This window comes from Sphingomonas sp. (assembly GCF_019746665.1).
Classification (GTDB): domain Bacteria; phylum Pseudomonadota; class Alphaproteobacteria; order Sphingomonadales; family Sphingomonadaceae; genus Sphingomonas.
Map to the genome: position 1 here is coordinate 37,776 of NZ_JAIERS010000002.1, position 22,356 is coordinate 60,131.

A 22,356-nucleotide genomic window follows, 5' to 3' on the forward strand; every position below is an offset into this window, starting at 1 on the left:
TGCAAAGTATCTTGCCGATCCAAAGTCGTCAATCGGACGCGCGCTTCGCCTTCAGGCGGCCTGCGCGGCGAGCGGGTAGAGCAGGGCGTTCTCGCGCGCCACCCGCGCCCGCAGCCGCACCAGCATCTCGCGCGTTTCGGTGGCGAAGCCTGCCCAGTCGCGCGCGATCGCCGCCGGTTTCCAGCGCAGCAGGTACAGGCTCCAGTCGCCGGTCAGGTGGCGGAACTCGCTGATCAGCTGCAGCCCGATCGCCTGCTCGGCGAGCGAGGCGCTGCCCGCGAGCCGCGGGTAGATATGGGCGTCCTCCGCCGCCAGATGCGCGTCGAGCGCGACCCGCAAAGCGGTGACCGCCTGCAGCGCGGCGGCGGGGGCGGGGGTGGGCGCCGCCACCACCGCCTCGACCGCGTCGATCAGCGCCAGCAGCGCGTCATGTTCGTGCATCAGGCGGTGCGGATCGAGCGGGGCGTCGGTCATGCCCTCCGGCTAGCGCCGCGATGGTTACGCGCGCCGTCCCAGACATGGTTAATCGATGTTAAGCGGTAAAAACCCCTAGCCCGCGCCGGCGCCCCCCTTGACGCGGCGTGGGCGGGCTCCCCACCCTCGCGCGCGAAGGAGCCTTTCGTGCAACTGGTTATCGTTGAATCGCCCGCCAAGGCGAAGACCATCGAGAAATATCTCGGCCCCGATTACCGGGTGCTGGCGAGCTACGGCCATATCCGCGACCTGCCGCCCAAGGACGGCAGCGTGAACCCCGACGAGGGGTTCGCGATGGCGTGGGAGAATTATGCCGACAAGGCCAAGCAGCTCAAGGCGATCACCGACGAAGCGAAGAAGGCCGATCGCCTGATCCTGGCGACCGACCCCGACCGCGAGGGCGAGGCGATCAGCTGGCACGTGCAGGAAGTGCTGAAAGGGCGCCGCGCGCTGCCCAAGCAGGTCGAGCGCGTCACCTTCAACGCGATCACCAAGGCCGCCGTCACCGAGGCGATGGCGCGCCCTCGCGCGCTCGATACCGATCTGATCGACGCTTACCGGGCACGGCGGGCGCTCGATTATCTGGTGGGGTTCACTTTGTCGCCGGTGCTGTGGCGCAAGCTGCCCGGCGCCAAATCGGCCGGCCGGGTGCAATCGGTCGCGCTGCGGCTGATCGTCGAGCGCGAGCGCGAGATCGAGGCGTTCCGCGCGCAGGAATATTGGAGCGTTTCCGCCGAGCTGGAGCAGGACGGCACGCCCTTCACCGCGCGGCTGGTGCGCTGGCGGGGCGAGAAGCTGGAGCGGCTCTCGCTCGCCGACCAGGGCACCGCCGAGCGCGCCAAGGCCGATGTCGAGGCGGGGCGCTTCTCGGTCGCGAGCGTCGAGACCAAGCCGGCGACCCGCAACCCGCCGCCCCCCTTCACCACCTCTACCCTGCAGCAGGAGGCGGCGCGCAAATTGGGCTTCGCGGCGAGCCATACGATGCGCCTGGCACAGGCGCTCTACGAGGATGGCGCGATCACCTATATGCGCACCGACGGCGTGCAGATGGACGGCAGCGCCATCTCGGCCGCGCGCAAGGCGGTCGCCGATCGCTATGACGCGAGCTATGTGCCCGACAAGCCGCGCCAGTATCAGACCAAGGCGAAGAACGCGCAGGAAGCGCACGAGGCGATCCGCCCGACCGATTTCAGCCGCGAACGCGCCGGATCGGGCGACCATGCCCGGCTGTACGAGCTGATCTGGAAGCGCGCGCTGGCGAGCCAGATGGCGAGCGCCCGGCTGGAGCGCACCACGATCGAGCTGACCGATGGCAGCGGGCTCCATGCCTTGCGCGCCACCGGACAGGTGGTGCTATTCCCCGGTTATCTCGCGCTCTACGAGGAAGGCCGCGACGATGCCGAGGATGAGGAAAGCCGCCGCCTGCCGCGCCTTTCCGCCGGCGACGCCCCCGCCAAGAAGGCGGTGACCGCCGAGCAGCATTTCACCCAGCCGCCGCCGCGCTATTCGGAGGCATCGCTGGTCAAGCGGCTGGAAGAACTCGGCATTGGCCGGCCATCGACTTACGCGTCGATCATCCAGACGCTGAAGGACCGCGCCTATGTCCGCGTCGAGAAGAACCGCTTCTTCGCCGAGGAGAGCGGGCGGCTGGTGACGGCGTTCCTGGAGCGCTTCTTCGAACGCTATGTCGGCTATGACTATACCGCCGGGCTGGAAGAGGAGCTGGACGACATCTCCGGCGGCCGCGCCGAGTGGCAGGCGGTGCTCGATGCCTTCTGGCGCGACTTCAAGCCGCGCACGAGCGAGGTGATGGCGTTCCAGCCGAGCGAAGTGACCGCCGAGCTCGACAAGTTCCTGGAACCCTATCTCTTCCCCGCCAAGGCCGATGGCGTCGATCCGCGGCTGTGCCCCAATTGCGGCGCGGGGCGGCTGGCACTCCGGGGCGGACGGTTCGGCGCGTTCGTCGCCTGCTCCAACTACCCCGAGTGCAAATATACCCGCCGCTTCGCGCAAGGCGGCGAGGCGGCCGGCGAGGATAGCGGGCCGGAACTGCTCGGCACCGACGAGGCGACCGGGCTGGAAGTGAGCCGCCGTTCGGGCCGGTTCGGGCCGTATCTCCAGCTCGGCGAGGGCAAGGAGGCGAAGCGCGCCTCAATCCCGCGCGACGTGCCCTCGGTCGATCTGGAGCTGGCGCTGAAGCTGCTGTCGCTGCCGCGCACGATCGGGCCGCATCCGGAAACGGGCAAGGAGATCACGGCGTCGATCGGCCGCTTCGGCCCCTATCTGGCGCATGACGGCAAATATGCCCGGCTCGGTTCGACCGCCGAGGTGTTCGAGACGGGGATGAACGCGGCGGTCGTCAAGCTCGCCGAGGCGGCGGCGGGCGGTGGGCGCCCCAAGCGGGGGGCGCAGGCGCCGCTCAAGGAACTGGGCGCGCATCCGCGTACCGGCGCGGCGATCAAACTGATGGAGGGCCGCTACGGCGCTTACGTCACCGATGGCGAGACCAACGCGACGCTCCCCAAGACGATCGACAAGGACGCGCTGACGCTGGAGGAAGCCGCGCAACTGATCGACGCGCGCGCGGCGGCGGCACCGGCCAAGGGCAAGAAGGCCAAGAAGGCGGCGCCTAAGAAAGCGGCGGCGAAAAAGGCGCCGGCCAAGAAGGCGGCGGCGAAAAAGGCTAAAGCGTAGCGGGGCGATCCTATACCCGCATCACACCACCACCCGCGCCACCAGCCACAGCGCGAGCACGGTGAGCACCGCGACCGTCGCCAGGATGCCGGTGGACCGCAGCGGCCCGATTCGCTCGCCCTCGCGCTGCAAGCCAAAGGCGTGGATCAGGCGGGCGAGCACGAACACCAGCGCGAGCGGCGCGAGCAACGCGCGCGGCGCGCCGCTTCCTTCGAGCAGCGCGAGCAGGGTGAGCCCGATGGGCATGTATTCGATGAGATTGGCGTGGGCGCGGATCGCCATTTTCAGCGGCAAATGGCCGCCATCGCCGAACGGCATCCGGTAGCGGCCGCGCAGGCGCACCGCATGGAGCGTCAACAGCACCAGCAGCAGCGCGAGCGATGCCGCGGCGAGCGCGGTGACGGGTAAGCGCATCATCCTCCCCTCCCCGCCCATTGGCGCGGGAGAGGAAGCTTAGGCCGCCCGCGCGTAGCTGGCTTGCAGGAAAGCGCGCGCCTGGCGCTGTGCCTCCGCGATTTCGCGCGCGGTCATATCCTCGGCGACATCGCTGCGGCATTGCTGGGCCGCCTCGCTGCCCCACACGCTCGCCAGGTTGAACCATTTGTGCGCTTCGATCAGGTCGAGCCGAATCCCCGCGGCCCCGGTCGAATAGAGCACACCCAATTCATAGGCCGCGGCGGCATCGCCCCGGGCGGCATCGGCAGTTCGGCACTCAATCAGGAACTCGGCGCTTTGCAGGCTGTGGGCCATGACACGTCCCCCCTTCTCCCCTGTGCTGGAGACGGTGTGACGCAGCGCCGGTAACAAAATGGTTAACGCGGTTAACCCTGTTCGTCGATTTCGACAGCGATATTGTCGATTAATCGCGTGCCGGCGATCCGCGCGGCCGCGAGCAAGCGCAGCGGCCGGTGCAAATCGCGCGGCGGTTCGAGCGTTTCGGCGTCGACCAGCGCGATATAGTCGACGCTTTCGAACCCGCCGGAAAGCAGCGCGTCGTGCGCCGTCGCCAGCGCCGCCTCGACCGCGCCGCCGCGCGCGATGCCGCGCGCCGCCACCCCCAGCGCGCGCGGGAGCGCCACCGCGCGGGCGCGGTCCTCGCCCACCAGATAGGCGTTGCGCGAGGAGAGCGCCAAACCGTCATCGTCGCGCTGGGTCGGCACGCCGATGATCTCGATCCCGAAATCGAGATCGGTCGCCATGCGGCGAATCACCGCCAGCTGCTGAAAATCCTTCTCCCCGAACAGCGCGACATCGGGGCGGACCTGATTGAACAATTTGGCGACGACGGTCGCGACGCCGTCGAAATGCCCCGGCCGGCTCGCGCCTTCCAGCGGCGCGCTGACGCCCGCGACCTGGATGTTGGTGGCGAAGCCCGCCGGATAGATTTCCTCCACCGGCGGCAGCCACAGCAGCGCGCAGCCGGCCTCGGCGAGCATCCGCTGGTCCTGCAGCTCGCGTCGCGGGTAGCGCGCCAGATCCTCGTTCGGGGCGAACTGCTTGGGATTGACGAAGATCGACGCGACGACCTTGTCCGCGACCAGCTTCGCCGCCTCGATCAGCGCGATGTGCCCGGCGTGCAGCGCGCCCATCGTCGGCACCAGCGCGACCCGCGCGCCATCGGCCCGGAAAGCGGCGAGCGCGTCACGCAAGGCGGCGAGCTGACGGATGGTTTGCACCGGCGAATGGCCTCCGATAAGAGCGAGGCCGCGCCTTCTATGGGGGGAGGCGGCCGGGATCAAGGGAAGCCGCGTGTCGCAAGCAGCGCCGCATGTCATCGTCTTCGCGAATGAAAAGGGCGGCACGGGCAAGTCGACCACCGCGGTGCATGTCGCGATCGCGCTCGCCGCGAAGGGCGCGCGGGTGGCGGCGCTCGATCTAGACCACCGCCAGCGGACGATGGGGCGCTATCTCGACAATCGCGCCGCCACGATCAAGCGCCTGGGCCGCGAGCTGCCGATGCCGCGCCACGCGACGCACGACGGCGAAAGCCTGCCGCGCTACCAGGCGCTGGTCGAGGAGCTTTCGGACGGCAGCGATTTCCTGATCATCGACACGCCGGGCCGCGACGATCGCTTCGCGCGGCTCGCGTGCCAACGCGCCGATTCGCTCGTCACGCCGATGAACGACAGTTTCGTCGATTTCGACCTGATCGGGCAGGTCGATCCGACCAGCTTCAAGGTGACGCGCCCCAGCTTCTACGCCGAGCTGATCTGGGAGGCGCGCAAGGCCCGCGCGAAAAGCGATGGCGGCACGATCGACTGGGTGGTGCTGCGCAACCGCCTGCAACATATCGAGGCGCGCAACATGCGCCGCGTGTCGGAGGCGCTGACCCAGCTCGCCAAGCGGATCGGCTTCCGCGTGATCCCGGGGCTTGGCGAGCGCGTGATCTACCGCGAGCTGTTCCCCGCCGGGCTGACGATGATCGACGCGCGCGAGTTCGGCGAGATGGGGCTGGGCCATGTCGCCGCGCGCCAGGAACTGCGCGAGATGATGGGCGCGCTCGGCCTGCCCGAGATCGCGCTGCCGCTGTTCGCATGATCTTCAAGCTGCTGGTCGCGGTGCTGGTCGCCTATGCGGGCTGGCGGCTGTGGCATGACGGTTTCGGCGCCGGCCGCCGGCGCGTGCCCAAGCCCGCCGAAACGGGCGAACTGGCGGAGGCGCGGGCGGTGCTGGGACTCGGCCCGGCGCCGAGCGAGGCGGAGATTCGCGCCGCGCATCGCCGGCTGGTGCGCGCCGTCCATCCCGATCATGGCGGCTCCGAAGAATTGACGCGCCGGATCAATCAGGCGCGCGACGTGTTGCTGAAAGCGCGCTCCGCTTGAGCGCCGACCATTTCTAGGGAGCCCCATGATGACCCACCGCTTCGATCCGACGTCGTTACGCGAATATGATATTCGCGGCATCGTCGGCCAAACCCTGGGCGAGGACGACGCCCGCGCGATCGGCCGGGGCTTCGCCACGCGGGTCCGCCGCGCCGGGGGCACGCGGGTGGCGGTGGGCTATGATGGCCGCACCAGCTCGCCCATGCTCGAAGCCGCGCTGATCGACGGGCTCACCGGCGCGGGCGTCGATGTCGTGCGGATCGGCATGGGGCCGACGCCGATGCTATATTATGCCGAGAATGTGCTGGAGGTGGATGGCGGCATTCAGATAACCGGCAGCCATAACCCCGGCAACTACAATGGCTTCAAGATGGTGCTGCAGCATCGGCCGTTCTTCGGCGCCGACATCCAGGATATCGGCGCGCTTGCCGCGAAGGGCGATTGGGAGAGCGGCGCGGGCACCGTCACCGAGGCAGCGGTACTCGACGATTATGTCGGCCGGCTGATGGCCGGCTATGCCGGCGGCACCTTCCGCATCGGGTGGGACGCCGGCAACGGCGCCGCCGGGCCAGCGATCGAGAAGCTCGTTAAGCTCCTCCCGGGTGAGCATCATCTGTTGTTTACCGATGTAGACGGTAATTTTCCCAACCATCATCCCGATCCTACCGAGGAAAAGAATCTCGCGCATCTGCGCGCGCTTGTCTCGGAAAAAAAGCTCGATTTCGGATTGGCTTTCGATGGCGATGGCGATCGGATCGGCGCGATCGACGGCGAAGGCCGCGTGATCTGGGGCGATCAAATCCTGTCCATTTTGGCGGAACCCGTGCTGCGCGAGCTGCCCGGCGCGACGATCATCGCCGATGTGAAGGCCAGCCAGGCGCTCTACGATCGCATCGCCGAGCTGGGCGGCCAGCCGCTGATGTGGAAAACCGGCCATAGTCTGATCAAGACCAAGATGAAGGAAACCAACGCCCCCCTCGCCGGCGAGATGAGCGGGCACATCTTCTTCGCGCATGATTATTACGGGTTCGACGACGCGCTCTACGCCGCCGTCCGCCTGATCCGCGCGGTCCACATGATCGGGCAGTCGATGACCGCGATCAAATCGGCGATGCCGGTGATGATCAACACCCCCGAAATGCGCTTCCAGGTCGATGAAAGCCGCAAGTTCGCGGTGATCGACGAGGTGCTCGATCGGCTGTCGGCCGAAGGCGCCGAGGTGAACCGTACCGACGGCGCGCGCGTGAACACCGCCGATGGCTGGTGGCTGCTGCGCGCGTCGAACACGCAGGACGTGCTGGTCGCGCGCGCCGAGGCCAAGAGCCAGGAAGGGCTCGACCGACTGCTCGCGCAGATCGACGCGCAGCTCGCGGCGAGCGGGCTGGAGCGGGGGCCGCAGGCGGCGCATTGAGCGTCCGCCGCCCCGAGCGCGCGCCGCCGATCCGCAACCGCTTGTTATCCTCCCCGGGGCTAGAAGCGCGGCCATGCTGCGCGTCCTGACCCTCGCGACCCTGTTCCCGGACGCGTCGCGCCCCAATTTCGGGGTGTTCGTCGAGCGGCAGACCTTGGGCCTCGCCGCGCGGCCGGGGGTGGACTTGCGCGTCGTCGCGCCGATCGGGGTGCCGCCCTGGCCGCTGGCGCGGCTCGGCCACCACCGCGCCTTCGCCGCCGTGCCCGAGGCCGAGACGTGGCGGGGGCTGAATGTCATCCGCCCGCGCTTCCTCGCGCTGCCGGGCACCGGCGGACGGTTCTTCGCCGCGAGCCTCGCCCGCGCGCTCGCGCCCCGGCTGGCGGCGCTGCGCCGGGACTTTCCCTTCGACGTGATCGACGCCGAGTTCTTCTTTCCCGATGGCCCCGCCGCGATCGCGCTCGGCCGGCGCTTCGGGGTGCCGGTGTCGATCAAGGCGCGCGGGGCGGACATTCATCACTGGGGCCAGGGGCCGACGCGCGCCCAGGTCGCGGGCGCCGCGCGCGATGCCGATGGCCTGCTCGCGGTATCGAGCGCGCTGGCGGACGATGTCGCGGCGCTCGGTGTCGCGCGCGACAAGGTGCGGGTGCATTATACCGGCGTCGATCTCGCCCGCTTCGCCGCGACGCCGCGCGCCGAGGCCAAGGCCGCGATCGGGGTGGCCGGGCCGCTGGTGATCGCGCTCGGCGCGCTGGTGCCGCGCAAGGGGCATGAGGTGGTGATCGAGGCGGTCGCGCGGCTGCCGGGCGTGGCGCTGAAGATCGTGGGGGAGGGGGCGGAGCGTCCCCGACTCGCCGCGTTGATCGCCCGGCTGGGGGTGGCGGACCGCGTGACGCTGACGGGCGCGGTGCCCCATGCCGAGCTTGGCCCGCTGCTCGCCGCCGCCGATGTGATGGCGCTCGCCTCGGCGAGCGAAGGGCTCGCCAATGCCTGGGTCGAGGCGCTGGCGGCGGGGGTGCCGGTCGTCATCACCGATGTCGGCGGCGCGCGCGAGTTGTTGACGCAGGGCACCTATGGCCGGCTCGCCGCGCGCGAGCCCGCCGCGTTCGCCGCCGCGATCGCCGAGCTGATCACCGCGCCGCCGCCCAGCGACGCGGTGCGGCGCGGCGCCGAACGCTTCACCTGGGAGGCCAATGCCGAGGCGCTGCACGCGCATCTCGCCGGGCTCGTTTCGGGGCGCCGCCAGGGCCGGTAACCGCCACGGTTGCGCGCGCCGCGCCGCACGCTAGGACAGACGGCCATGCAACGCCCCGCGCTATCCGTCGTCGTCCCCTGTTACAACGAAGAGCCCAATCTCGCTTTGCTCCATGCCCGGGTCGGCGCCGCCGCGCGCGCGGCGGTGGGTGAGGATTATGAGATCGTGCTGGTGAATGACGGTTCGCGCGACGGTAGCTGGGCGGTGATGCAGCGCTTGGCGGCCGAGGACGCACATGTCGTCGCGATCAACCTGTCGCGCAATCACGGCCACCAATTGGCGCTGACCGCCGGGCTCGATCTCTGCTCGGGCGCGCAGATCCTGATCATCGACGCCGATCTGCAAGACCCGCCCGAATTGCTCGCCGAAATGCGCGCGACGATGGCCGAACAGGGCGCCGACGTCGTCTATGCCGTGCGCCGCAAGCGCGAGGGCGAGACTTTCTTCAAGCGCCTGACGGCGGCCGCTTTCTACCGCGTGCTCGACCGGGTGACCGACACCCCGATCCCGCTCGATACCGGCGATTTCCGCCTGATGAGCCGGCGCGCGCTCGATGCGCTGCTGGCGATGCCCGAACAGGCGCGCTTCATCCGCGGCATGGTCGCCTGGGTCGGCTTCCGCCAGGTGCCGTTCGTCTATGATCGCGCCGAGCGGCACGCGGGCGTCACCAACTACCCGCTCGGCAAGATGATCCGCTTGGCGCTCGACGCGGTGACGGGGTTCTCGACCGCCCCGTTGCGTTTCGCGAGCCATGTCGGGCTGGCGCTCACGGGCGCGTCGCTGCTGCTGATCGTCTATATCGCGATCGGTTTCTTCACCGGCAGCGCGGTGCAGGGCTGGACCTCGACGATGCTGGTGGTGGTGGTGCTGGGCGCGGTGCAGATGTTCGTGCTGGGGATGATCGGCGAATATCTCGGGCGGCTTTACGTCGAGTCGAAGCGACGGCCCTTGTATCTCGTCGCCGATGTCGCCGGCCCGCTGAAGGGCCGCGCGAGCCTGGGCTATCAGGCGCTGGAGACGCTCCCCGTGGCGACAGCCGAGCTTACTTCGTCGCCAGAGTGATGATCGACACGCCGGGGCTCATCGGCACCCGGCCGATCAGGTGGCGCTCGATCGCGAACACTTTCTCGAACAGCGCGTTCACCGGCGCGGGCGGGGGGCTGTCGTCGCTGTCGTCCTTGCCCGTCAGCCGCCCGGCGAGGCGGGCCGCGACCGCGAGCGGGAACAGCAGCGAGTTGAAATAGCGCAAGCCATTGTGGCGCAGCCCGCCCGCGCGGATCGCGGCATCCAGGCTCGCCTTGGAATAGCGGCGCTGGTGGTGGTTCACCACGTCGTGCGCGCTCCACAGCCATTGGTGCGCGGGGACGGTGATCAGGATCTTGCCGCCAGGCTTCAGGCAATCGCCCATCGCCTTCAGCGCGGCGACATCGTCGGCGATATGTTCGACCACGTCGAGCACCGCGATCAGATCATAAGCGCCGCGCTCGATCCCCGGCAGCTGGGGCAGCGGCGCGTCGCCGACCGGGCGATCGAGCCGGGTGCTGGCGATGGCGCGCGCGGCATCGTCGATCTCGATCGCCTCGACTTGCCCGAAGCGCGCGAGCATCGGCAGATTATGCCCGGTGCCGCAGCCAATCTCCAGGATGCGCGCGTCGGCGCCGAGCCCGGCATAGCGCGCGACATAATCGGCCAGGATGTCGCGCCGGGCGCGATACCACCAATGGCTGCTGTCATGCTCGGCCATGCGATCATAGACAATGCGTTCCATCAGTCGAACACCCAATAGCGGTTGAGCAGGAAGCCGAGCACCGCCACCAGCAGGATCGCCGGCACCAGCGGCACCCAGGGATGCAGCCCGAGCAGCTTGGTCGCGCTCCAGGTGATCGCGGCGTTGAGCGCGAGGCCAAAGCCCTGCACCAGCACGAACTTCATCTGTTGCGCCGGCCCGCGCGCGCTGCCCTGATCCTTGAAGCTCCAGCGGCTGTGGACGACGAAGCCGAAGCTCACCGCGACCAGGAACGCCAGCGGCACCGCGTACACCGCGCGCGTGCCCGGGAAAATGGTGGCGGTGAGCGGCAGATAGACCGCCGAGTAAACCAGGCTCGATGCCAGCCCGCCGATGCCGTAGCGCACCAGCTGGCCGAACGCGGGATGCGCGCGCGCGGCCTGTAAGTGTCGGATCATTGACTTGCCCTTCTGCGCCCCGCCACTAAAGCGCGGGCGTGAGCGAGGGAAGCCTTTTGAACAGCCCCCGGAACAGTTTCGCGCGCGAGCTCGATCGCGGCTGGTGGCAGTTGCTGCTGATCGCCTGGGTGGGTGTCGCGCTGTGGGAAGTCTATAGCTATTGGCCACAAATCCGCTGGCTGGTGCTGCGCGATACCGACGACAATATGCGGCTGATGCAGGTCCGCGCCTGGCTGGGCGGGCAGGGCTGGTATGATCTGCGCCAATATCGCCTCGATCCGCCGCTGGGCGCCGATATTCACTGGTCGCGCATCGTCGATCTGCCGATCGCCGGGCTGATCGTGGCGCTGAAGCCGCTGGTCGGTGGACCCTGGGCGGAGCGGCTGGCGTGCGGGATCGCGCCGCTGCTGCCGCTGTCGGTGGCGATGCTCGCGCTGGGGTTCACCGCGCGGCGGCTGGTGCATCCGCTCGCCTGGCTGCTGGTGCCGGTGATCGTGCCGCTCGCCACCTCGACGATGCAGATGTTCGAGCCGATGCGGATCGATCATCATGGCTGGCAGCTGGCGAGCCTTGCCGTGACGATCGCCGGCCTGGTCGATCCGCGCGCGCGGCGCGGCGGGGTGACCGTGGGGCTGGCGAGCGCTTTCTCGCTCGCGATCGGGTTGGAGCTGATGCCCTATGTGGTGGGGGCGGGCGGCATCCTGGCGCTGCGCTGGGTGGCCGCGCGCGACGAGCACGAGCGGTTGCGGCTGTATGGCGTGTGCCTCGCCGGCGCGTGCGTGCTCGGCTATCTGGGCTTTGCCTCCTATGCCAATGCCGCCCCGCGCTGCGACGCGCTGACCCCCGTATGGCTGAGCCTGATGCTGTGCAGCGGGGCGCTGCTGGCGCTCGCCGCGCAACTGAACCCGCGGGCGATGCTCGCGCGGCTGGCGCTCGCGGCGGTGGCGGGGGCGGTGGTCGCGGGGTTGCTCGTCACGCTGTTCCCGCAATGCCTCGGCCGGCCGGAGGGCATTTCGGACGAGCTCGCGCGCGACTGGCTGAACAATGTACGCGAGGCCAAGCCGATCTACACTCACCCGCTGCGGATCGCGCTGCCGATCGCGGTCTCGGCGCTGCTCGGGCTGGCGGGGGCGGCGCTGGGGGCGTGGCGCGCGCGGGGCGACGATCGCCTGGTGCCGTGGCTGACGGTGCTCGCGTTCAGCGCGGTCGCGGGCGGGCTGCTGCTGTGGCAGATGCGCGCGGGGCCGGCGGCGCAGCTGCTCGCGGTGCCCGGCATGGTCGCGCTGGCCTGGTTCGGGATGGGCTGGGCACAGGCGAGCCGCTTCGCGCTGGTGCGGGTGTTCGGCACCGTCGCCGCGTTCCTGATCGCCTCGGGCGCGGTGAGCGGGCTGGTGCTGCGCTACCTGCCGTTCGACCGGCCCAAGCCGATCGAGCGCAAGGTCGGGCGCGCGGCGGGCAGCTGTTCGAGCCTGACCGCGCTCGCCCCGCTCGATCGGTTGCCGCCACAGACGATCTTCACCTTTGTCGATCTGGGGCCGCGACTAATCACGCTGACGCATCACCGCGCGATCGCTGGCCCCTATCACCGCAACGGCGCCGCGATCCTTGACGTGCAGCACGCGTTCGGCGGCAGCCCGGCGCGGTTCCGGGCGATCGCCAGGGCGCACGGTGCGACCTTGCTGCTGATCTGCCCCAACCTCGCCGAATCGACCATTTACCGCAGTCGCGACAAGGGCGGTTTCTACGACCGCCTCGCGCGCGGCGAGCGGTTCGACTTCCTGCAGCAGCTGCCGCTACCGGCGCGCTCGCCGCTGCGGCTTTACCGCATCACAGGTTGAACAAGGTCGGGTGCGGGCTTCACGCTCCTCCCCCATAGGGGGAGGGGGACCACGCGAAGCGTGGTGGAGGGGTATGACCCTCAGCCGGGTGGGGGACACCCCTCCGTCAGGCGCTATCGCGCCTGCCACCTCCCCTTCCAGGGGAGGAGCTGACGGGCAGCAGCGGCAGCCTCTAAAGGTTGAACGCGCCCTTCAGCCCGTCGATCACGAACTGCGCGGCGAGCGCGGCGAGCAGCACGCCGAGCAGCCGCGTCACCACCGCCTCCACCTTCGCGCCCAGCACGCGCATGATCGGCCCGGCCAGCAGCAGCGCGAAATAGGTCAGCGCCAGGATCGCGCCGAGCGCCGCCAGGATCACCAGCGTCCGCTCGATGCCCGTCCCGCGCGACATCAGCAGCATGATCGAGGCGATCGAGCCCGGCCCGGCGAGCATCGGCATCGCCATCGGGAAGATCGAGACATCGTCCACCTCGTCCGCCGCGATCATCTTCTGCGCGCGGTCCTCGCGGCGCTGGGTGCGCTTTTCGAACACCATTTCGAGCGCGATCAGGAACAGCATGATCCCGCCGGCGATGCGGAAGCCATCGAGGCTGATCCCCAGCGCGCGCAAGATATCCTGCCCGAACAGCGCGAACACGACGAGGATGCCACCCGCGACCAGCACCGCGCGCCCCGCCATCGCGCGAACATGCGATCGCGGCGCGCCGGCGGTGAGCCCGGCATAGATCGGCGCGCAGCCGGGCGGATCGATCACCACGAAGAAGGTGATCAGCGAGGAGACGAAAAGCTCGATCATCGGCGGGTCACAGCGCCTCGGCGTCGATCGCCACGCCCGCACGCTGGCCGGCGGCGATCAGCGTGTTGCGCAGCAGGCAGGCGATCGTCATCGGTCCGACCCCGCCGGGCACCGGGGTGATCGCCGAGGCGACGCTCGCCGCGCCGGCGAAATCGACATCGCCGACCAGGCCATGATCGCCGCGATTGATGCCGACATCGATCACCACCGCGCCGGGCTTGATCCACTCCCCGCGCACCAGCTCGGCACGGCCGACCGCCGCCACGACGATGTCGGCGCGGTGGACGATGCTCGCCAGATCGCGGGTGCGCGAATGGGCAAGGGTGACGGTCGCGTTCTCGGCGAGCAGCAACTGCGCGATCGGCTTGCCGACCAGGTTCGAGCGCCCGATCACCACCGCGTCGCGCCCGGCGAGGCTCCCCAGCCGATCCTTCAGCAGCATCAGGCAGCCTTGCGGCGTGCACGGCACGAAGCCCGGATGCCCGGCGGCGAGCAGGCCGGCGTTGAGCGGGTGGAGCCCGTCGACATCCTTGGCCGGGTCGATCGCCAGGATCACCGCCCAGGCGTCGATCTGCGGCGGCAGCGGCATCTGGACGAGGATGCCGTCGATCGCCGCATCGGCGTTCAGGTCGGCGATCAGCGCGAGCAGCGTCTCGGGCGCGGTGTCGGCGGGCAGGCGGTGCTCGCTGCCCGCCATGCCGACCGCGGCGCAGGCCTTCGCCTTGTTGCGGACATAGACGGCGGAGGCCGGATCGTCGCCGACCAGCACCACCGCCAGCCCCGGCGCGCGGCCGGCTTGCTTGGTGAATGTCGCGACCTGCTCGGCGATGCGCGCGCGCAGCGCGGCGGCGAAGGCTTTGCCGTCGATGATCTCAGCGCTCATGGGCGCGGACCTTAGGGGCGGGGCGCCCGCCGCGCCAGCCCCCGACCTCACCGTCGAGCCGCTTAAAATCCCCCGCCGATCGCCGCGCCCGCCTGCATCTGCGCGAAGATATAGTCGAGGATGCGGATGCCGAGCAGCACCACCATCGGCGAGAAATCGAGCGGCCCGAAATCAGGCATGATCCGCCGGATCGGCCGGTAGAGCGGCTCGGTCATCCGCGTCAGCCCGGCATAAACCTGGCGCACCGCGTCGTTATAGGTGTTGATCACGTTGAACGCGATCAGCAGCGACAGGATGATCTGCGCGAAAATGATCCAGCTCGCGACATCGAGCAGAATGAGCAGAACGCCAAGCAGCGTGTAGAGCAAAGCGGGTGTCTCCGTTCAATCAGGTGTTATAATAGGATCAAACACTCGGCTTTTCCAGCCCCCGGGCATGGACCAGCGTGCCGGCGCCGCGGCGGGTGAAGATTTCGAGCAGCATCGCGTGCGGCACCCGCCCGTCGAGGATGACGGCGGCGTCGACCCCGGCCTCGACCGCGGTGACGCAGGTTTCGATCTTGGGGATCATCCCGCCGGAGATGGTGCCGTCCGCCACCAGCCCCGCGATCCGCGCCGGATCGAGATCGGTGAGCAGGTCGCCGCCCTTGTCGAGCACGCCGGGCACGTCGGTCAGCAGGAACAGCCGCGCGGCGCCGAGCGCCGCGGCGAGCGCGCCCGCCATCGTATCGGCGTTGATGTTATAAGTCTGGCCATCGGCGCCGATGCCGATCGGCGCGACCACCGGGATCATCCCGGCGGCGGAAACCGTATCGATCACCCGCCGGTCGATCAGTTGCGGCTCGCCGACAAAGCCCAGGTCGACCGCGCGCTCGATATGGCTGTCCGGGTCGCGGGTGGTGCGGGTGACTTTCACCGCGCGCACCATGCCCGCGTCCTTGCCCGAAAGCCCGATCGCGCGCCCGCCCGCCTCGCCGATCCACGCCACGAGTTCCTTGTTGATCGCGCCCGACAGCACCATTTCGGCGACCTGCGCGGTTTCGGCGTCGGTGACGCGCAGGCCATCGACGAAGCTCGATTCGACGCCCAGTTTCTTCAGCATCGCGCCGATCTGCGGCCCGCCGCCATGCACCACCACCGGATTGATGCCGACCGCCTTCAGCAACGCGACATCCTCGGCGAAATCGCGCTGGCGCTCGCCGTCGCCCATCGCATGGCCGCCATATTTCACGACGAAGGTCGCGCCGGCATAGCGGTTGAGATAGGGTAGGGCTTCGGTAAGCGTTTCGGCCTTGGCGAGCAGCGCGGCGCTGGGGCTGTGATCGGTCATCGTCGGCGCTCCTAACGGATCGCGTGGAGCGGCGAAAGCCGCGCGCTCGCCAAATGATGCGCGTGCGTAATCGCGACCGCGAGCGCGTCGGCGGCGTCCGGCCCGGCGAGCTTCGCCCCGGGCAGCAGCCGCGCGACCATCGCCTGCACCTGCGCCTTGTCCGCGCCGCCGGTGCCGACCAGCGCCTTCTTCACCGCGCGCGCGGCATATTCGCCCACGTCGAGCCCGGCGCGCGCCGCCGCGCACAGGCACACCCCGCGCGCCTGGCCGAGCTTCAAGGTCGATTGCGGATTGGTGTTGACGAACACCTCCTCCACCGCCGCCGCCTGCGGATGGTGCTCGGCGATCAGCGCGGCGAGCGCGGCGTCGAGCTGGGCAAGGCGGGCGGGGAGCGCGACGTCGGCAGGGGTCTTGATCCGGCCGTTGGCGAGATGGGCGAGGCGGTTGCCCTCCGCCCGGATCACCCCCCAACCCGTGGTGCCGAGCCCGGGATCGAGCCCGAGGATGATCGTCGCGCGCATCACCGGGGTTTAGCCGGACGCCGGCGCGGATGCTACCGCGCCGCCATGCCGGGGGCCTCGCAACCGTCGGGCAGCTTGGCTCGGGCGGCTTGGAGGGGCCAGATCACCTTGATAACAAAGCAGTGTTCCCGCCAACCGGAGTCGCGGATGCGCCTGTTGATCCTCGCCGCCTTGCCGTTGATCGCCGCCACGCCCGAATGTCCGCCCGGCACACCCTCGTCGGCGCTGCCGCCGCGCGGTTGGCGCGCGCCGGTCACGGTGGCGGCGGGGCAGACGGCTGAGGCGGCGCCGGCCATCGCGGTCAACCAGCCGGCGCGGGTCGGTCTGGCACCGGGCGCCGCGCTGCGCTTTGCCCTGCCGCCCGAGCGCGCGCCCGACCCCGCGAGCCGGGGCGGCACGGTCGCGGTCGAGGTGGCGAAGCCGGGGCGGTACAGCGTCGGACTCGGCACCAGCGCCTGGATCGATGTGGTGCGCGACGGCGCGGCGCTGCCCGCGATCGCCCATGGCCACGGCGCGTCGTGCTGGGGTTTGCGCAAGCTGGTGACGTTCGATCTCTCGCCCGGCCGCTACCTGATTCAGCTGAGTGGCGCCAAGGTGGAGACGACAACGCTGGTGGTGATCCCGGCACGCTGAACGCCTGCCGCGTTTGACGCGCGTCAAAGCCCGCGCCCGCCGCCTGCGCCAGCCTCGCAAGCCTTGGCAATCAGGAGCCCGGGCCATGCGGATCATGCTCGTTCACCCCAATTATCGCTCGGGCGGGGCCGAGATCGCCGGGAGCTGGCCGCCCGCCTGGGCGCCCTATCTGGCGGGGGCGCTGAAACGCGCGGGGTTTGACGACATCGTCTTCGTCGACGCGATGACCGAGGGGCTGGATGACGGCGCGCTCGCGCTGCGCATCGCCGAGGCGGCGCCCGACGTGATCGGCACCACCGCGATCACGCCCGCCATTTATGCCGCCGAGCGCGTGCTCCAGCTCGCGCAGCGCGTCGCGCCGGGGGCGGTGCGGGTGCTGGGCGGCATCCACGGCACCTTCATGTACCCGCAGGTGCTGCACGAGGCGCCCTGGGTGGACGTGATCGTGCGCGGCGAAGGCGAGGAGATTTTCAACGCGCTCGTCACCGCGGTCGCCGAAGGACGCTGGCCCGAGGCGCGCGCGACGATCCGGGGGCTCGCTTATGCGGAAAGGGGGCAGGTGATCGCCACTCCGGCGGCGCCGACGGTGCGCGATCTCGATGCGATCGGCCCCGATTGGTCGATCCTCGATTGGGCGCGCTACACCTATATCCCGCTCGGCACGCGGGTCGCGATCCCCAGCATGGCGCGCGGCTGCCCGTTCAGCTGTTCCTTCTGCTCGCAGTGGAAATTCTGGCGCGATTACCGCGTCCGTGAGCCGGCGAAAGTGGTCGACGAGATCGAGGTGCTGGCGCGCGATCACGGCGTCGGCTTCTTCATTTTGGCGGACGAGGAGCCGACCATCAACCGGCGCAAATTCACCGAATTCTGCGAGCTGCTGATCGAACGCGGCCTGCCCGATACGGTGAAATGGGGGATCAACACCCGCGTCACCGATGTGATGCGCGACAAGGATCTGCTGCCGCTGTGGCGCCGCGCGGGGCTCGTTCACGTCTCGCTCGGCACCGAGGCGGCGGCGCAGCTGAAGCTCGATCTGTTCCACAAGGAAACCACCGTCGCGCAGAACAAGGAAGCGATCCGGCTGCTGCGTGAGGCCGACATTTTCACCGAGGCGCAGTTCATCGTCGGGCTGGAGAACGAAACGCCCGAGACGCTGGAGGAAACCTATCGCATGGCGTGGGATTGGCAGCCCGATCTCGCCAACTGGTCGATGTACACGCCCTGGCCCTTCTCCAACCTGTTCAAGGCGCTGGGGGACAAGGTCGAGATTCACGATTTCAGCCAGTATAATTTCGTGACGCCGATCATGAAGCCGGCGGCGATGGAGCGCGGCGAGCTGCTCGATCGGGTGATGAACAATTACCGGCGCTTCTACATGCGCAAGGCTTTGTTCCATTATCCCTGGCGCGGGACCGGCTTTCGCCGGCGGTATCTGCTCGGTTGCCTGAAGGCGTTCGCGCAGGCCGGTTTCCAGCGCAGCTTCTACAATCTCGGCAAGGTCGGCTATTGGGGGCCGCAATCGAAAAAGGCGGTCGATTTCGGCTTCGATGCCAGCCGCACCATGGCGCCCGCCGCGCTCGGCGATTGGGAGGCGGCGCAGGACCGCGCCGAGCTGGCGCGCGAACGCCGCGCGGTCGCCAAGGCGGCGCGCGCGCTGTCTGCCCCCGCCGCGCCGATCTGCGGACAATGAGCGCGCGGATCGGCCCCAATGCCGCGATCCAGCTCGGCGCGGCGCTCGCCAGCCGCCCGGCGCTGGCGGCGGCCGTGTTCGCCGAGGCGCGCCATCCCGATTGGTTGAAGGTCCCGCCATCGGCGATGCTGCCGGAAGGGGAGGTCGCCGCGCTCCATGCCGCGCTATGGCGGCTCGCCCCCGATCCGCTGCCGCTGGCGCGCGATGCCGGGCGGCGCACCGCCGATTACATCATGGAGCATCGCCTGCCGTGGCTCGCCCGCGCGCTGCTGATCGCGCTGCCGCCCGCGCTCGCCGAGCCGCTGCTGTTGCGCGCGGTGACGGCGCACGCCTGGACCTTCACCGGATCGGGCCGGTTCGCGGTGGTCGGCCACGCGCCGACCCGGTTCGAGATCGCCGCCAACCCGCTCGCCCGGGCGACAGCGGACGCGCGCTGCGCGTGGCACGAGGCGGTGTTCACGACGCTGTGGCAGCGGCTGGTGACGCCGGGGGCGTGGGTGGTGGAGGAACGCTGCGGCCGTGGCATCGCGTCGTGCCGCTTCGTCGTGGAGCGCTATACCTATGCGGGGGCGAGGGTAGGCCCGGCCCGGCGGCGCGCGGCGTTGATGGTGGGCGATGACGGACTCGAACCGCCGACATTCTCGGTGTAAGCGAGACGCTCTACCAACTGAGCTAATCGCCCGCGCCCGCCGCTCTGGCAGCAAGCGGCCAGGCGCGCAAGCCCCGCGCGGCGGGTCAGCGCGCCGTGAGCAGCGCCTGGCGCGCCTGCCAGTGGCGGGCCATCGCCGCCGTCGCCTCCGCCGACAGCGAGATGAAGGCGCGGCGCCGGTCGCGCGGATCGGGCACGCGCTCCAGCAGGCCCTGCTCGCTCAGCCGGCCGATCCAGCGCAGCGCGGTGGTCGGCGCGACCGCGGCGGCGATGCACAGCGACGAAACCGAGACGCGCACCCCCTCCAGCTCGGCGGCATAGAGATCGAGCAGCATGTCCCAGGCGGGGTCCTCGAACAGGCCCGCGCCGAAATGTTCGTCGCGCAGCCGGCGGGCGCGGAGCAGGGCGCGGATATGGCCGGCGCTGCCGGAGGTCGGGGTCGGTTCGCCCCGGAACAGCGGGCGCCGGTCGGCGAGCCCGCCCGGCGGCGGTTCGTCGCGGGTGAGCCGGGCGATCGCCTCCACCAGCCGGGCGATCTCGGCCTGGAGCGCGGCGACGCTCGCCGCATCCTGTTCGCGCACGCGCCCGCCGGCATCGCCGAGCGCGACCGCGAGCGCGGTCACACGTTCGGCGATCGTCGGCGCGCAGAGCAAGGTGGCGCGGCTATCGAGCAGGAACGCGGCCACCAGATCGATCCGCGCGGCGTCGAACGCCACCACCAGCGGCACGTCGAGCGTGGCGGCGCGTTCGAGCAGCGCGGCGAGCGGATCGTCCGCCACGCCGGCCGCCTCGATCAGCACCACATCGGCGGCGCCCGGGCCAGCGAAGTCGGCGGGCGCGACCGGCCCGATCAGTCGCGCGCCGAGATGCCCCACGGCGTCGCGCCCCGCCGCCGCGCCGTCCACCCCGGCGACGAGCAGTACCGCGCGTTCGTCAAGCCGCATCAACCGATCGCCTTGACGATTTCCTCCACCATCTTCTTGGCATCGGCGAGCAGCATCATGGTGTTGTCCATGTAGAACACGTCGTTATCGACACCGGCATAGCCGACGCCGCCCATGCTGCGCTTGATGAACAGCACGGTCTTGGCCTTCTCCACGTCGAACACCGGCATCCCGTAGATCGGCGATCCCTTGTCGGTCTTGGCGGCGGGGTTCACCACGTCGTTGGCGCCGATGATGAAGGCGACATCGGTCTGCGCGAATTCGCTGTTGATGTCCTCCAGCTCGAACACCTCGTCATAGGGCACGTTCGCTTCGGCGAGCAGCACGTTCATGTGCCCGGGCATCCGGCCGGCGACGGGGTGGATCGCGAACTTCACGCTCACCCCCTTTTCCTTCAGCTTGTCGGTCATCTCGCGCAGGATGTGCTGCGCCTGGGCGACCGCCATGCCGTAACCGGGGACGATGATCACCTGTTCGGCCTGGGTCATCAGGAAGGCGGCGTCGTCGGCCGAGCCGCGCTTCCACGGCCGGTCGACCTTGGCGGCGCCCCCGCCGCCGCTGTCGCTCGCGCCGAAGCCGCCCGCGATCACGCTGATGAAGCTGCGGTTCATCGCGTTGCACATGATGTAGCTGAGGATCGCGCCCGAGCTGCCCACCAGCGCGCCGGTGATGATCATCGCGGTGTTGTGGAGCGTGAACCCCATCGCCGCCGCCGCCCAGCCCGAATAGCTGTTGAGCATCGAGACGACGACCGGCATGTCCGCCCCGCCGATCGGGATGATCAGCAGGAAGCCGATCGCGAAGGCGAGCAACGTCACCACCCCGAACACCCACAGCGATTGATCGGTGAGGAAATAGCCGATCAGCCCGAGGATCGCGGCGAGTGTGCCGAGGTTGATGATGTGGCGCGCGGGCAGCAGGATGGGCTTGCCGCTCATATTGCCGTTCAACTTTGCGAACGCGATCACCGAGCCCGAGAAGGTGATCGCGCCGATCGCCACGCCTAGGCCCATCTCGACCCGGCTCTGGAGGAAAATCTGCCCGGCGGCGGCGATGCCGAACGCCTCCGGGTTCAGATACGCCGCCCAGCCAACCAGCACCGCCGCCAGGCCCACCAGCGAGTGGAACGCGGCGACCAGCTGCGGCATGTCGGTCATCTTGATCCGGCGCGAGGTGGTGACGCCGATCACCGCGCCGATCGCGATCGCGATCAGGATTTCGGCGAGCGCGCCATAATCGAGCTGGAAGACATGGCCGCAGAAGGACTCCTTGCCGACGCACGCCTCGGGCGGCAGCTGCACGGCGGGGGCGTGGGTGAGGAGCGTCGTTACCACCGCGATGCCCATGCCGATCATGCCATAGCGATTGCCCTGGCGGCTCGACGCCGGGCTCGACAGCCCGCGCAGCGCGAGGATGAAGCACACGCCCGCGACCAGATAGGCGAGCGCGACCCAGGGATTGACGGCAACCGCTTCGTGCATCGTTTGAGCCCCCATGGCGCGTTACTTCGCCTTCTTCTTGTACATGGCGAGCATCCGCTCGGTGACGGCGAACCCGCCGAAGATGTTGATGCTGGCGAGCACTACGGCCGCGAGCCCGAGATATTTGGCGACCGGCGACCCCGCCGCCGCCCCCGCGACGAGTGCGCCGACGATGATCACCGAGGAAATCGCGTTCGTCACCGCCATCAGCGGCGTGTGCAGCGCGGGCGTGACCGACCAGACGACATAATAGCCGACGAAACACGCCATCACGAAGATCGACAGGGTGGAGATGAAGTCCATCAATAGGCTCCCACAGGAACCTCCCCATGCACCGCATGGGGAGGGGGACCGCCCGCAGGGCGGTGGAGGGGCAAGGCGACGCTTGCCACGATCGCTTCGGCGACTTGTTCGGGATCGGCGAGCACATCGCCGGCCGCGACGCGGATCACGCGCAGGCCATGCGCGGCAAGGAACGCATCCTTAGCGGCGTCACGCTCCGGCTGATCGCCGCAATCATGCGCGTGGCCGTCGATTTCGACGACCAAGCGAGCCGCCGGCGCGTAAAGATCAAGCACATAGGGCGGTAGCGGGTGTTGCTTGCGAAATTTGAGGCCCAGTGCCCGGCGTCGCAGGCAGCGCCACAACAGAACTTCGGGCAAGCTCATCCTTTTGCGGAGTTGCCGCGCTCGCCGCAGCGTCGCTGCCCCTCCACCGTTCGCCGATGGCGAACGGTCCCCCTCCCCATGCGGGGC

General features: G+C 69.4%; 25 protein-coding genes and 1 tRNA gene. 10 read left to right on the forward strand and 16 right to left on the reverse strand.

Features of this window, described 5'->3' with window-relative positions; genetic code table 11:
- Positions 1 to 51: 51 nt before the first annotated feature.
- Entirely contained in the window at positions 52 to 474 is a 423-nt protein-coding gene (locus K2X73_RS01110) for a hemerythrin domain-containing protein (protein WP_294107766.1), read from the reverse strand.
- Positions 475 to 621: 147 nt separating this feature from the next.
- Here K2X73_RS01110 and topA point away from each other — a divergent pair, with 147 nt between their 5' ends.
- Positions 622 to 3,168, forward strand: coding sequence for a type I DNA topoisomerase (topA, locus tag K2X73_RS01115; RefSeq protein ID WP_294107768.1), 2,547 nt, complete (start codon positions 622 to 624; stop codon positions 3,166 to 3,168).
- A gap of 21 nt (positions 3,169 to 3,189) precedes the next feature.
- Here the strand turns inward: topA and K2X73_RS01120 are convergent, their stop codons facing one another.
- From K2X73_RS01120 to panC, 3 genes are all read right to left on the reverse strand, one after another.
- Entirely contained in the window at positions 3,190 to 3,585 is a 396-nt protein-coding gene (locus K2X73_RS01120) for an MAPEG family protein (RefSeq protein ID WP_294107769.1), read from the reverse strand.
- A 36-nt stretch (positions 3,586 to 3,621) separates the two neighbouring features.
- The gene (locus K2X73_RS01125; RefSeq protein WP_294107771.1) at positions 3,622 to 3,918 is read right to left on the reverse strand and encodes a hypothetical protein; all 297 of its coding nucleotides are present in this window, start codon (positions 3,916 to 3,918) and stop codon (positions 3,622 to 3,624) included.
- Between the two features lie 71 nt (positions 3,919 to 3,989).
- The gene (gene panC / locus K2X73_RS01130) at positions 3,990 to 4,844 is read right to left on the reverse strand and encodes a pantoate--beta-alanine ligase (RefSeq protein WP_294107773.1); all 855 of its coding nucleotides are present in this window, start codon (positions 4,842 to 4,844) and stop codon (positions 3,990 to 3,992) included.
- A 73-nt stretch (positions 4,845 to 4,917) separates the two neighbouring features.
- Between panC and K2X73_RS01135 the strand changes: the two genes are divergently transcribed.
- From K2X73_RS01135 to K2X73_RS01155, 5 genes are all read left to right on the forward strand, one after another.
- The gene (locus tag K2X73_RS01135; RefSeq protein ID WP_294107775.1) at positions 4,918 to 5,706 is read left to right on the forward strand and encodes a division plane positioning ATPase MipZ; all 789 of its coding nucleotides are present in this window, start codon (positions 4,918 to 4,920) and stop codon (positions 5,704 to 5,706) included.
- Positions 5,703 to 5,990: a DnaJ domain-containing protein gene (locus K2X73_RS01140; protein WP_365980154.1), complete on the forward strand. Its 288-nt coding sequence runs from the start codon at positions 5,703 to 5,705 to the stop codon at positions 5,988 to 5,990. The genes K2X73_RS01135 and K2X73_RS01140 overlap by 4 nt, the downstream gene beginning before the upstream one ends.
- A 28-nt stretch (positions 5,991 to 6,018) precedes the next feature.
- A complete protein-coding gene (pgmG, locus tag K2X73_RS01145) occupies positions 6,019 to 7,401 on the forward strand; it encodes a phosphoglucomutase/phosphomannomutase PgmG (protein ID WP_294107776.1) in 1,383 nt (460 codons plus the stop codon).
- A gap of 73 nt (positions 7,402 to 7,474) precedes the next feature.
- Positions 7,475 to 8,653, forward strand: coding sequence for a glycosyltransferase (locus tag K2X73_RS01150; RefSeq protein ID WP_294107778.1), 1,179 nt, complete (start codon positions 7,475 to 7,477; stop codon positions 8,651 to 8,653).
- A gap of 45 nt (positions 8,654 to 8,698) precedes the next feature.
- Positions 8,699 to 9,715 (forward strand): glycosyltransferase family 2 protein, encoded by a 1,017-nt coding sequence (locus K2X73_RS01155; RefSeq protein ID WP_294107780.1) that lies wholly within the window; start codon positions 8,699 to 8,701, stop codon positions 9,713 to 9,715.
- On the opposite strand, the gene K2X73_RS01160 is transcribed toward K2X73_RS01155, so the two are convergent.
- Together K2X73_RS01160 and K2X73_RS01165 are read right to left on the reverse strand one after the other, a co-directional pair.
- Positions 9,696 to 10,421, reverse strand: a complete 726-nt coding sequence (locus tag K2X73_RS01160; protein ID WP_294107782.1) for a class I SAM-dependent methyltransferase — start codon at positions 10,419 to 10,421, stop codon at positions 9,696 to 9,698. The genes K2X73_RS01155 and K2X73_RS01160 overlap by 20 nt on opposite strands.
- Positions 10,421 to 10,837 carry a GtrA family protein gene (locus K2X73_RS01165; RefSeq protein ID WP_294107784.1) on the reverse strand — a complete coding sequence of 139 codons (417 nt, stop codon included), beginning with the start codon at positions 10,835 to 10,837 and terminating at the stop codon, positions 10,421 to 10,423. The genes K2X73_RS01160 and K2X73_RS01165 overlap by 1 nt, the downstream gene beginning before the upstream one ends.
- Positions 10,838 to 10,893: 56 nt before the next feature.
- On the opposite strand from K2X73_RS01165, the gene K2X73_RS01170 reads away from it, so the two are divergent.
- Positions 10,894 to 12,675, forward strand: a complete 1,782-nt coding sequence (locus tag K2X73_RS01170; protein ID WP_294107786.1) for an AcrB/AcrD/AcrF family protein — start codon at positions 10,894 to 10,896, stop codon at positions 12,673 to 12,675.
- A 172-nt stretch (positions 12,676 to 12,847) separates the two neighbouring features.
- Here the strand turns inward: K2X73_RS01170 and K2X73_RS01175 are convergent, their stop codons facing one another.
- The 5 genes from K2X73_RS01175 to ruvC all read right to left on the reverse strand — a co-directional run bounded on the left by K2X73_RS01175 (position 12,848) and on the right by ruvC (position 16,204).
- Positions 12,848 to 13,471 carry a MarC family protein gene (locus tag K2X73_RS01175; RefSeq protein ID WP_294107788.1) on the reverse strand — a complete coding sequence of 208 codons (624 nt, stop codon included), beginning with the start codon at positions 13,469 to 13,471 and terminating at the stop codon, positions 12,848 to 12,850.
- 7 nt (positions 13,472 to 13,478) lie between these two features.
- Positions 13,479 to 14,354, reverse strand: a complete 876-nt coding sequence (gene folD / locus K2X73_RS01180; protein ID WP_294107790.1) for a bifunctional methylenetetrahydrofolate dehydrogenase/methenyltetrahydrofolate cyclohydrolase FolD — start codon at positions 14,352 to 14,354, stop codon at positions 13,479 to 13,481.
- A 62-nt stretch (positions 14,355 to 14,416) separates the two neighbouring features.
- Entirely contained in the window at positions 14,417 to 14,722 is a 306-nt protein-coding gene (locus K2X73_RS01185) for a YggT family protein (protein ID WP_294107792.1), read from the reverse strand.
- Between the two features lie 37 nt (positions 14,723 to 14,759).
- Entirely contained in the window at positions 14,760 to 15,683 is a 924-nt protein-coding gene (gene argB, locus K2X73_RS01190) for an acetylglutamate kinase (protein WP_294107795.1), read from the reverse strand.
- 11 nt (positions 15,684 to 15,694) lie between these two features.
- Positions 15,695 to 16,204, reverse strand: a complete 510-nt coding sequence (gene ruvC, locus K2X73_RS01195) for a crossover junction endodeoxyribonuclease RuvC (RefSeq protein WP_294107797.1) — start codon at positions 16,202 to 16,204, stop codon at positions 15,695 to 15,697.
- A gap of 147 nt (positions 16,205 to 16,351) precedes the next feature.
- Here ruvC and K2X73_RS01200 point away from each other — a divergent pair, with 147 nt between their 5' ends.
- The 3 genes from K2X73_RS01200 to bchJ all read left to right on the forward strand — a co-directional run bounded on the left by K2X73_RS01200 (position 16,352) and on the right by bchJ (position 19,177).
- A complete protein-coding gene (locus K2X73_RS01200; RefSeq protein WP_294107799.1) occupies positions 16,352 to 16,837 on the forward strand; it encodes a hypothetical protein in 486 nt (161 codons plus the stop codon).
- A gap of 85 nt (positions 16,838 to 16,922) precedes the next feature.
- The gene (gene bchE / locus K2X73_RS01205) at positions 16,923 to 18,527 is read left to right on the forward strand and encodes a magnesium-protoporphyrin IX monomethyl ester anaerobic oxidative cyclase (RefSeq protein WP_294107801.1); all 1,605 of its coding nucleotides are present in this window, start codon (positions 16,923 to 16,925) and stop codon (positions 18,525 to 18,527) included.
- Positions 18,524 to 19,177, forward strand: coding sequence for a bacteriochlorophyll 4-vinyl reductase (gene bchJ, locus K2X73_RS15475; protein ID WP_365980171.1), 654 nt, complete (start codon positions 18,524 to 18,526; stop codon positions 19,175 to 19,177). Before bchE ends, bchJ begins: the two co-directional genes overlap by 4 nt.
- Here the strand turns inward: bchJ and K2X73_RS01215 are convergent.
- The 5 genes from K2X73_RS01215 to K2X73_RS01235 form a co-directional block, all read right to left on the reverse strand.
- Positions 19,134 to 19,209: transfer RNA gene (locus K2X73_RS01215), tRNA-Val, on the reverse strand. The two genes, bchJ and K2X73_RS01215, sit on opposite strands and share 44 nt — an antisense overlap.
- Positions 19,210 to 19,262: 53 nt before the next feature.
- Positions 19,263 to 20,120, reverse strand: coding sequence for a winged helix DNA-binding protein (locus tag K2X73_RS01220; RefSeq protein WP_294107805.1), 858 nt, complete (start codon positions 20,118 to 20,120; stop codon positions 19,263 to 19,265).
- On the reverse strand, positions 20,120 to 21,601 hold the full coding sequence (locus K2X73_RS01225) for an NAD(P)(+) transhydrogenase (Re/Si-specific) subunit beta (RefSeq protein WP_294107807.1): 1,482 nt from the start codon (positions 21,599 to 21,601) through the stop codon (positions 20,120 to 20,122). The genes K2X73_RS01220 and K2X73_RS01225 overlap by 1 nt, the downstream gene beginning before the upstream one ends.
- Positions 21,602 to 21,622: 21 nt before the next feature.
- Positions 21,623 to 21,904 carry an NAD(P) transhydrogenase subunit alpha gene (locus tag K2X73_RS01230; RefSeq protein ID WP_294107809.1) on the reverse strand — a complete coding sequence of 94 codons (282 nt, stop codon included), beginning with the start codon at positions 21,902 to 21,904 and terminating at the stop codon, positions 21,623 to 21,625.
- Positions 21,904 to 22,269: a DUF559 domain-containing protein gene (locus K2X73_RS01235; protein WP_294107811.1), complete on the reverse strand. Its 366-nt coding sequence runs from the start codon at positions 22,267 to 22,269 to the stop codon at positions 21,904 to 21,906. Before K2X73_RS01235 ends, K2X73_RS01230 begins: the two co-directional genes overlap by 1 nt.
- Between the last annotated feature and the right edge of the window lie 87 nt (positions 22,270 to 22,356).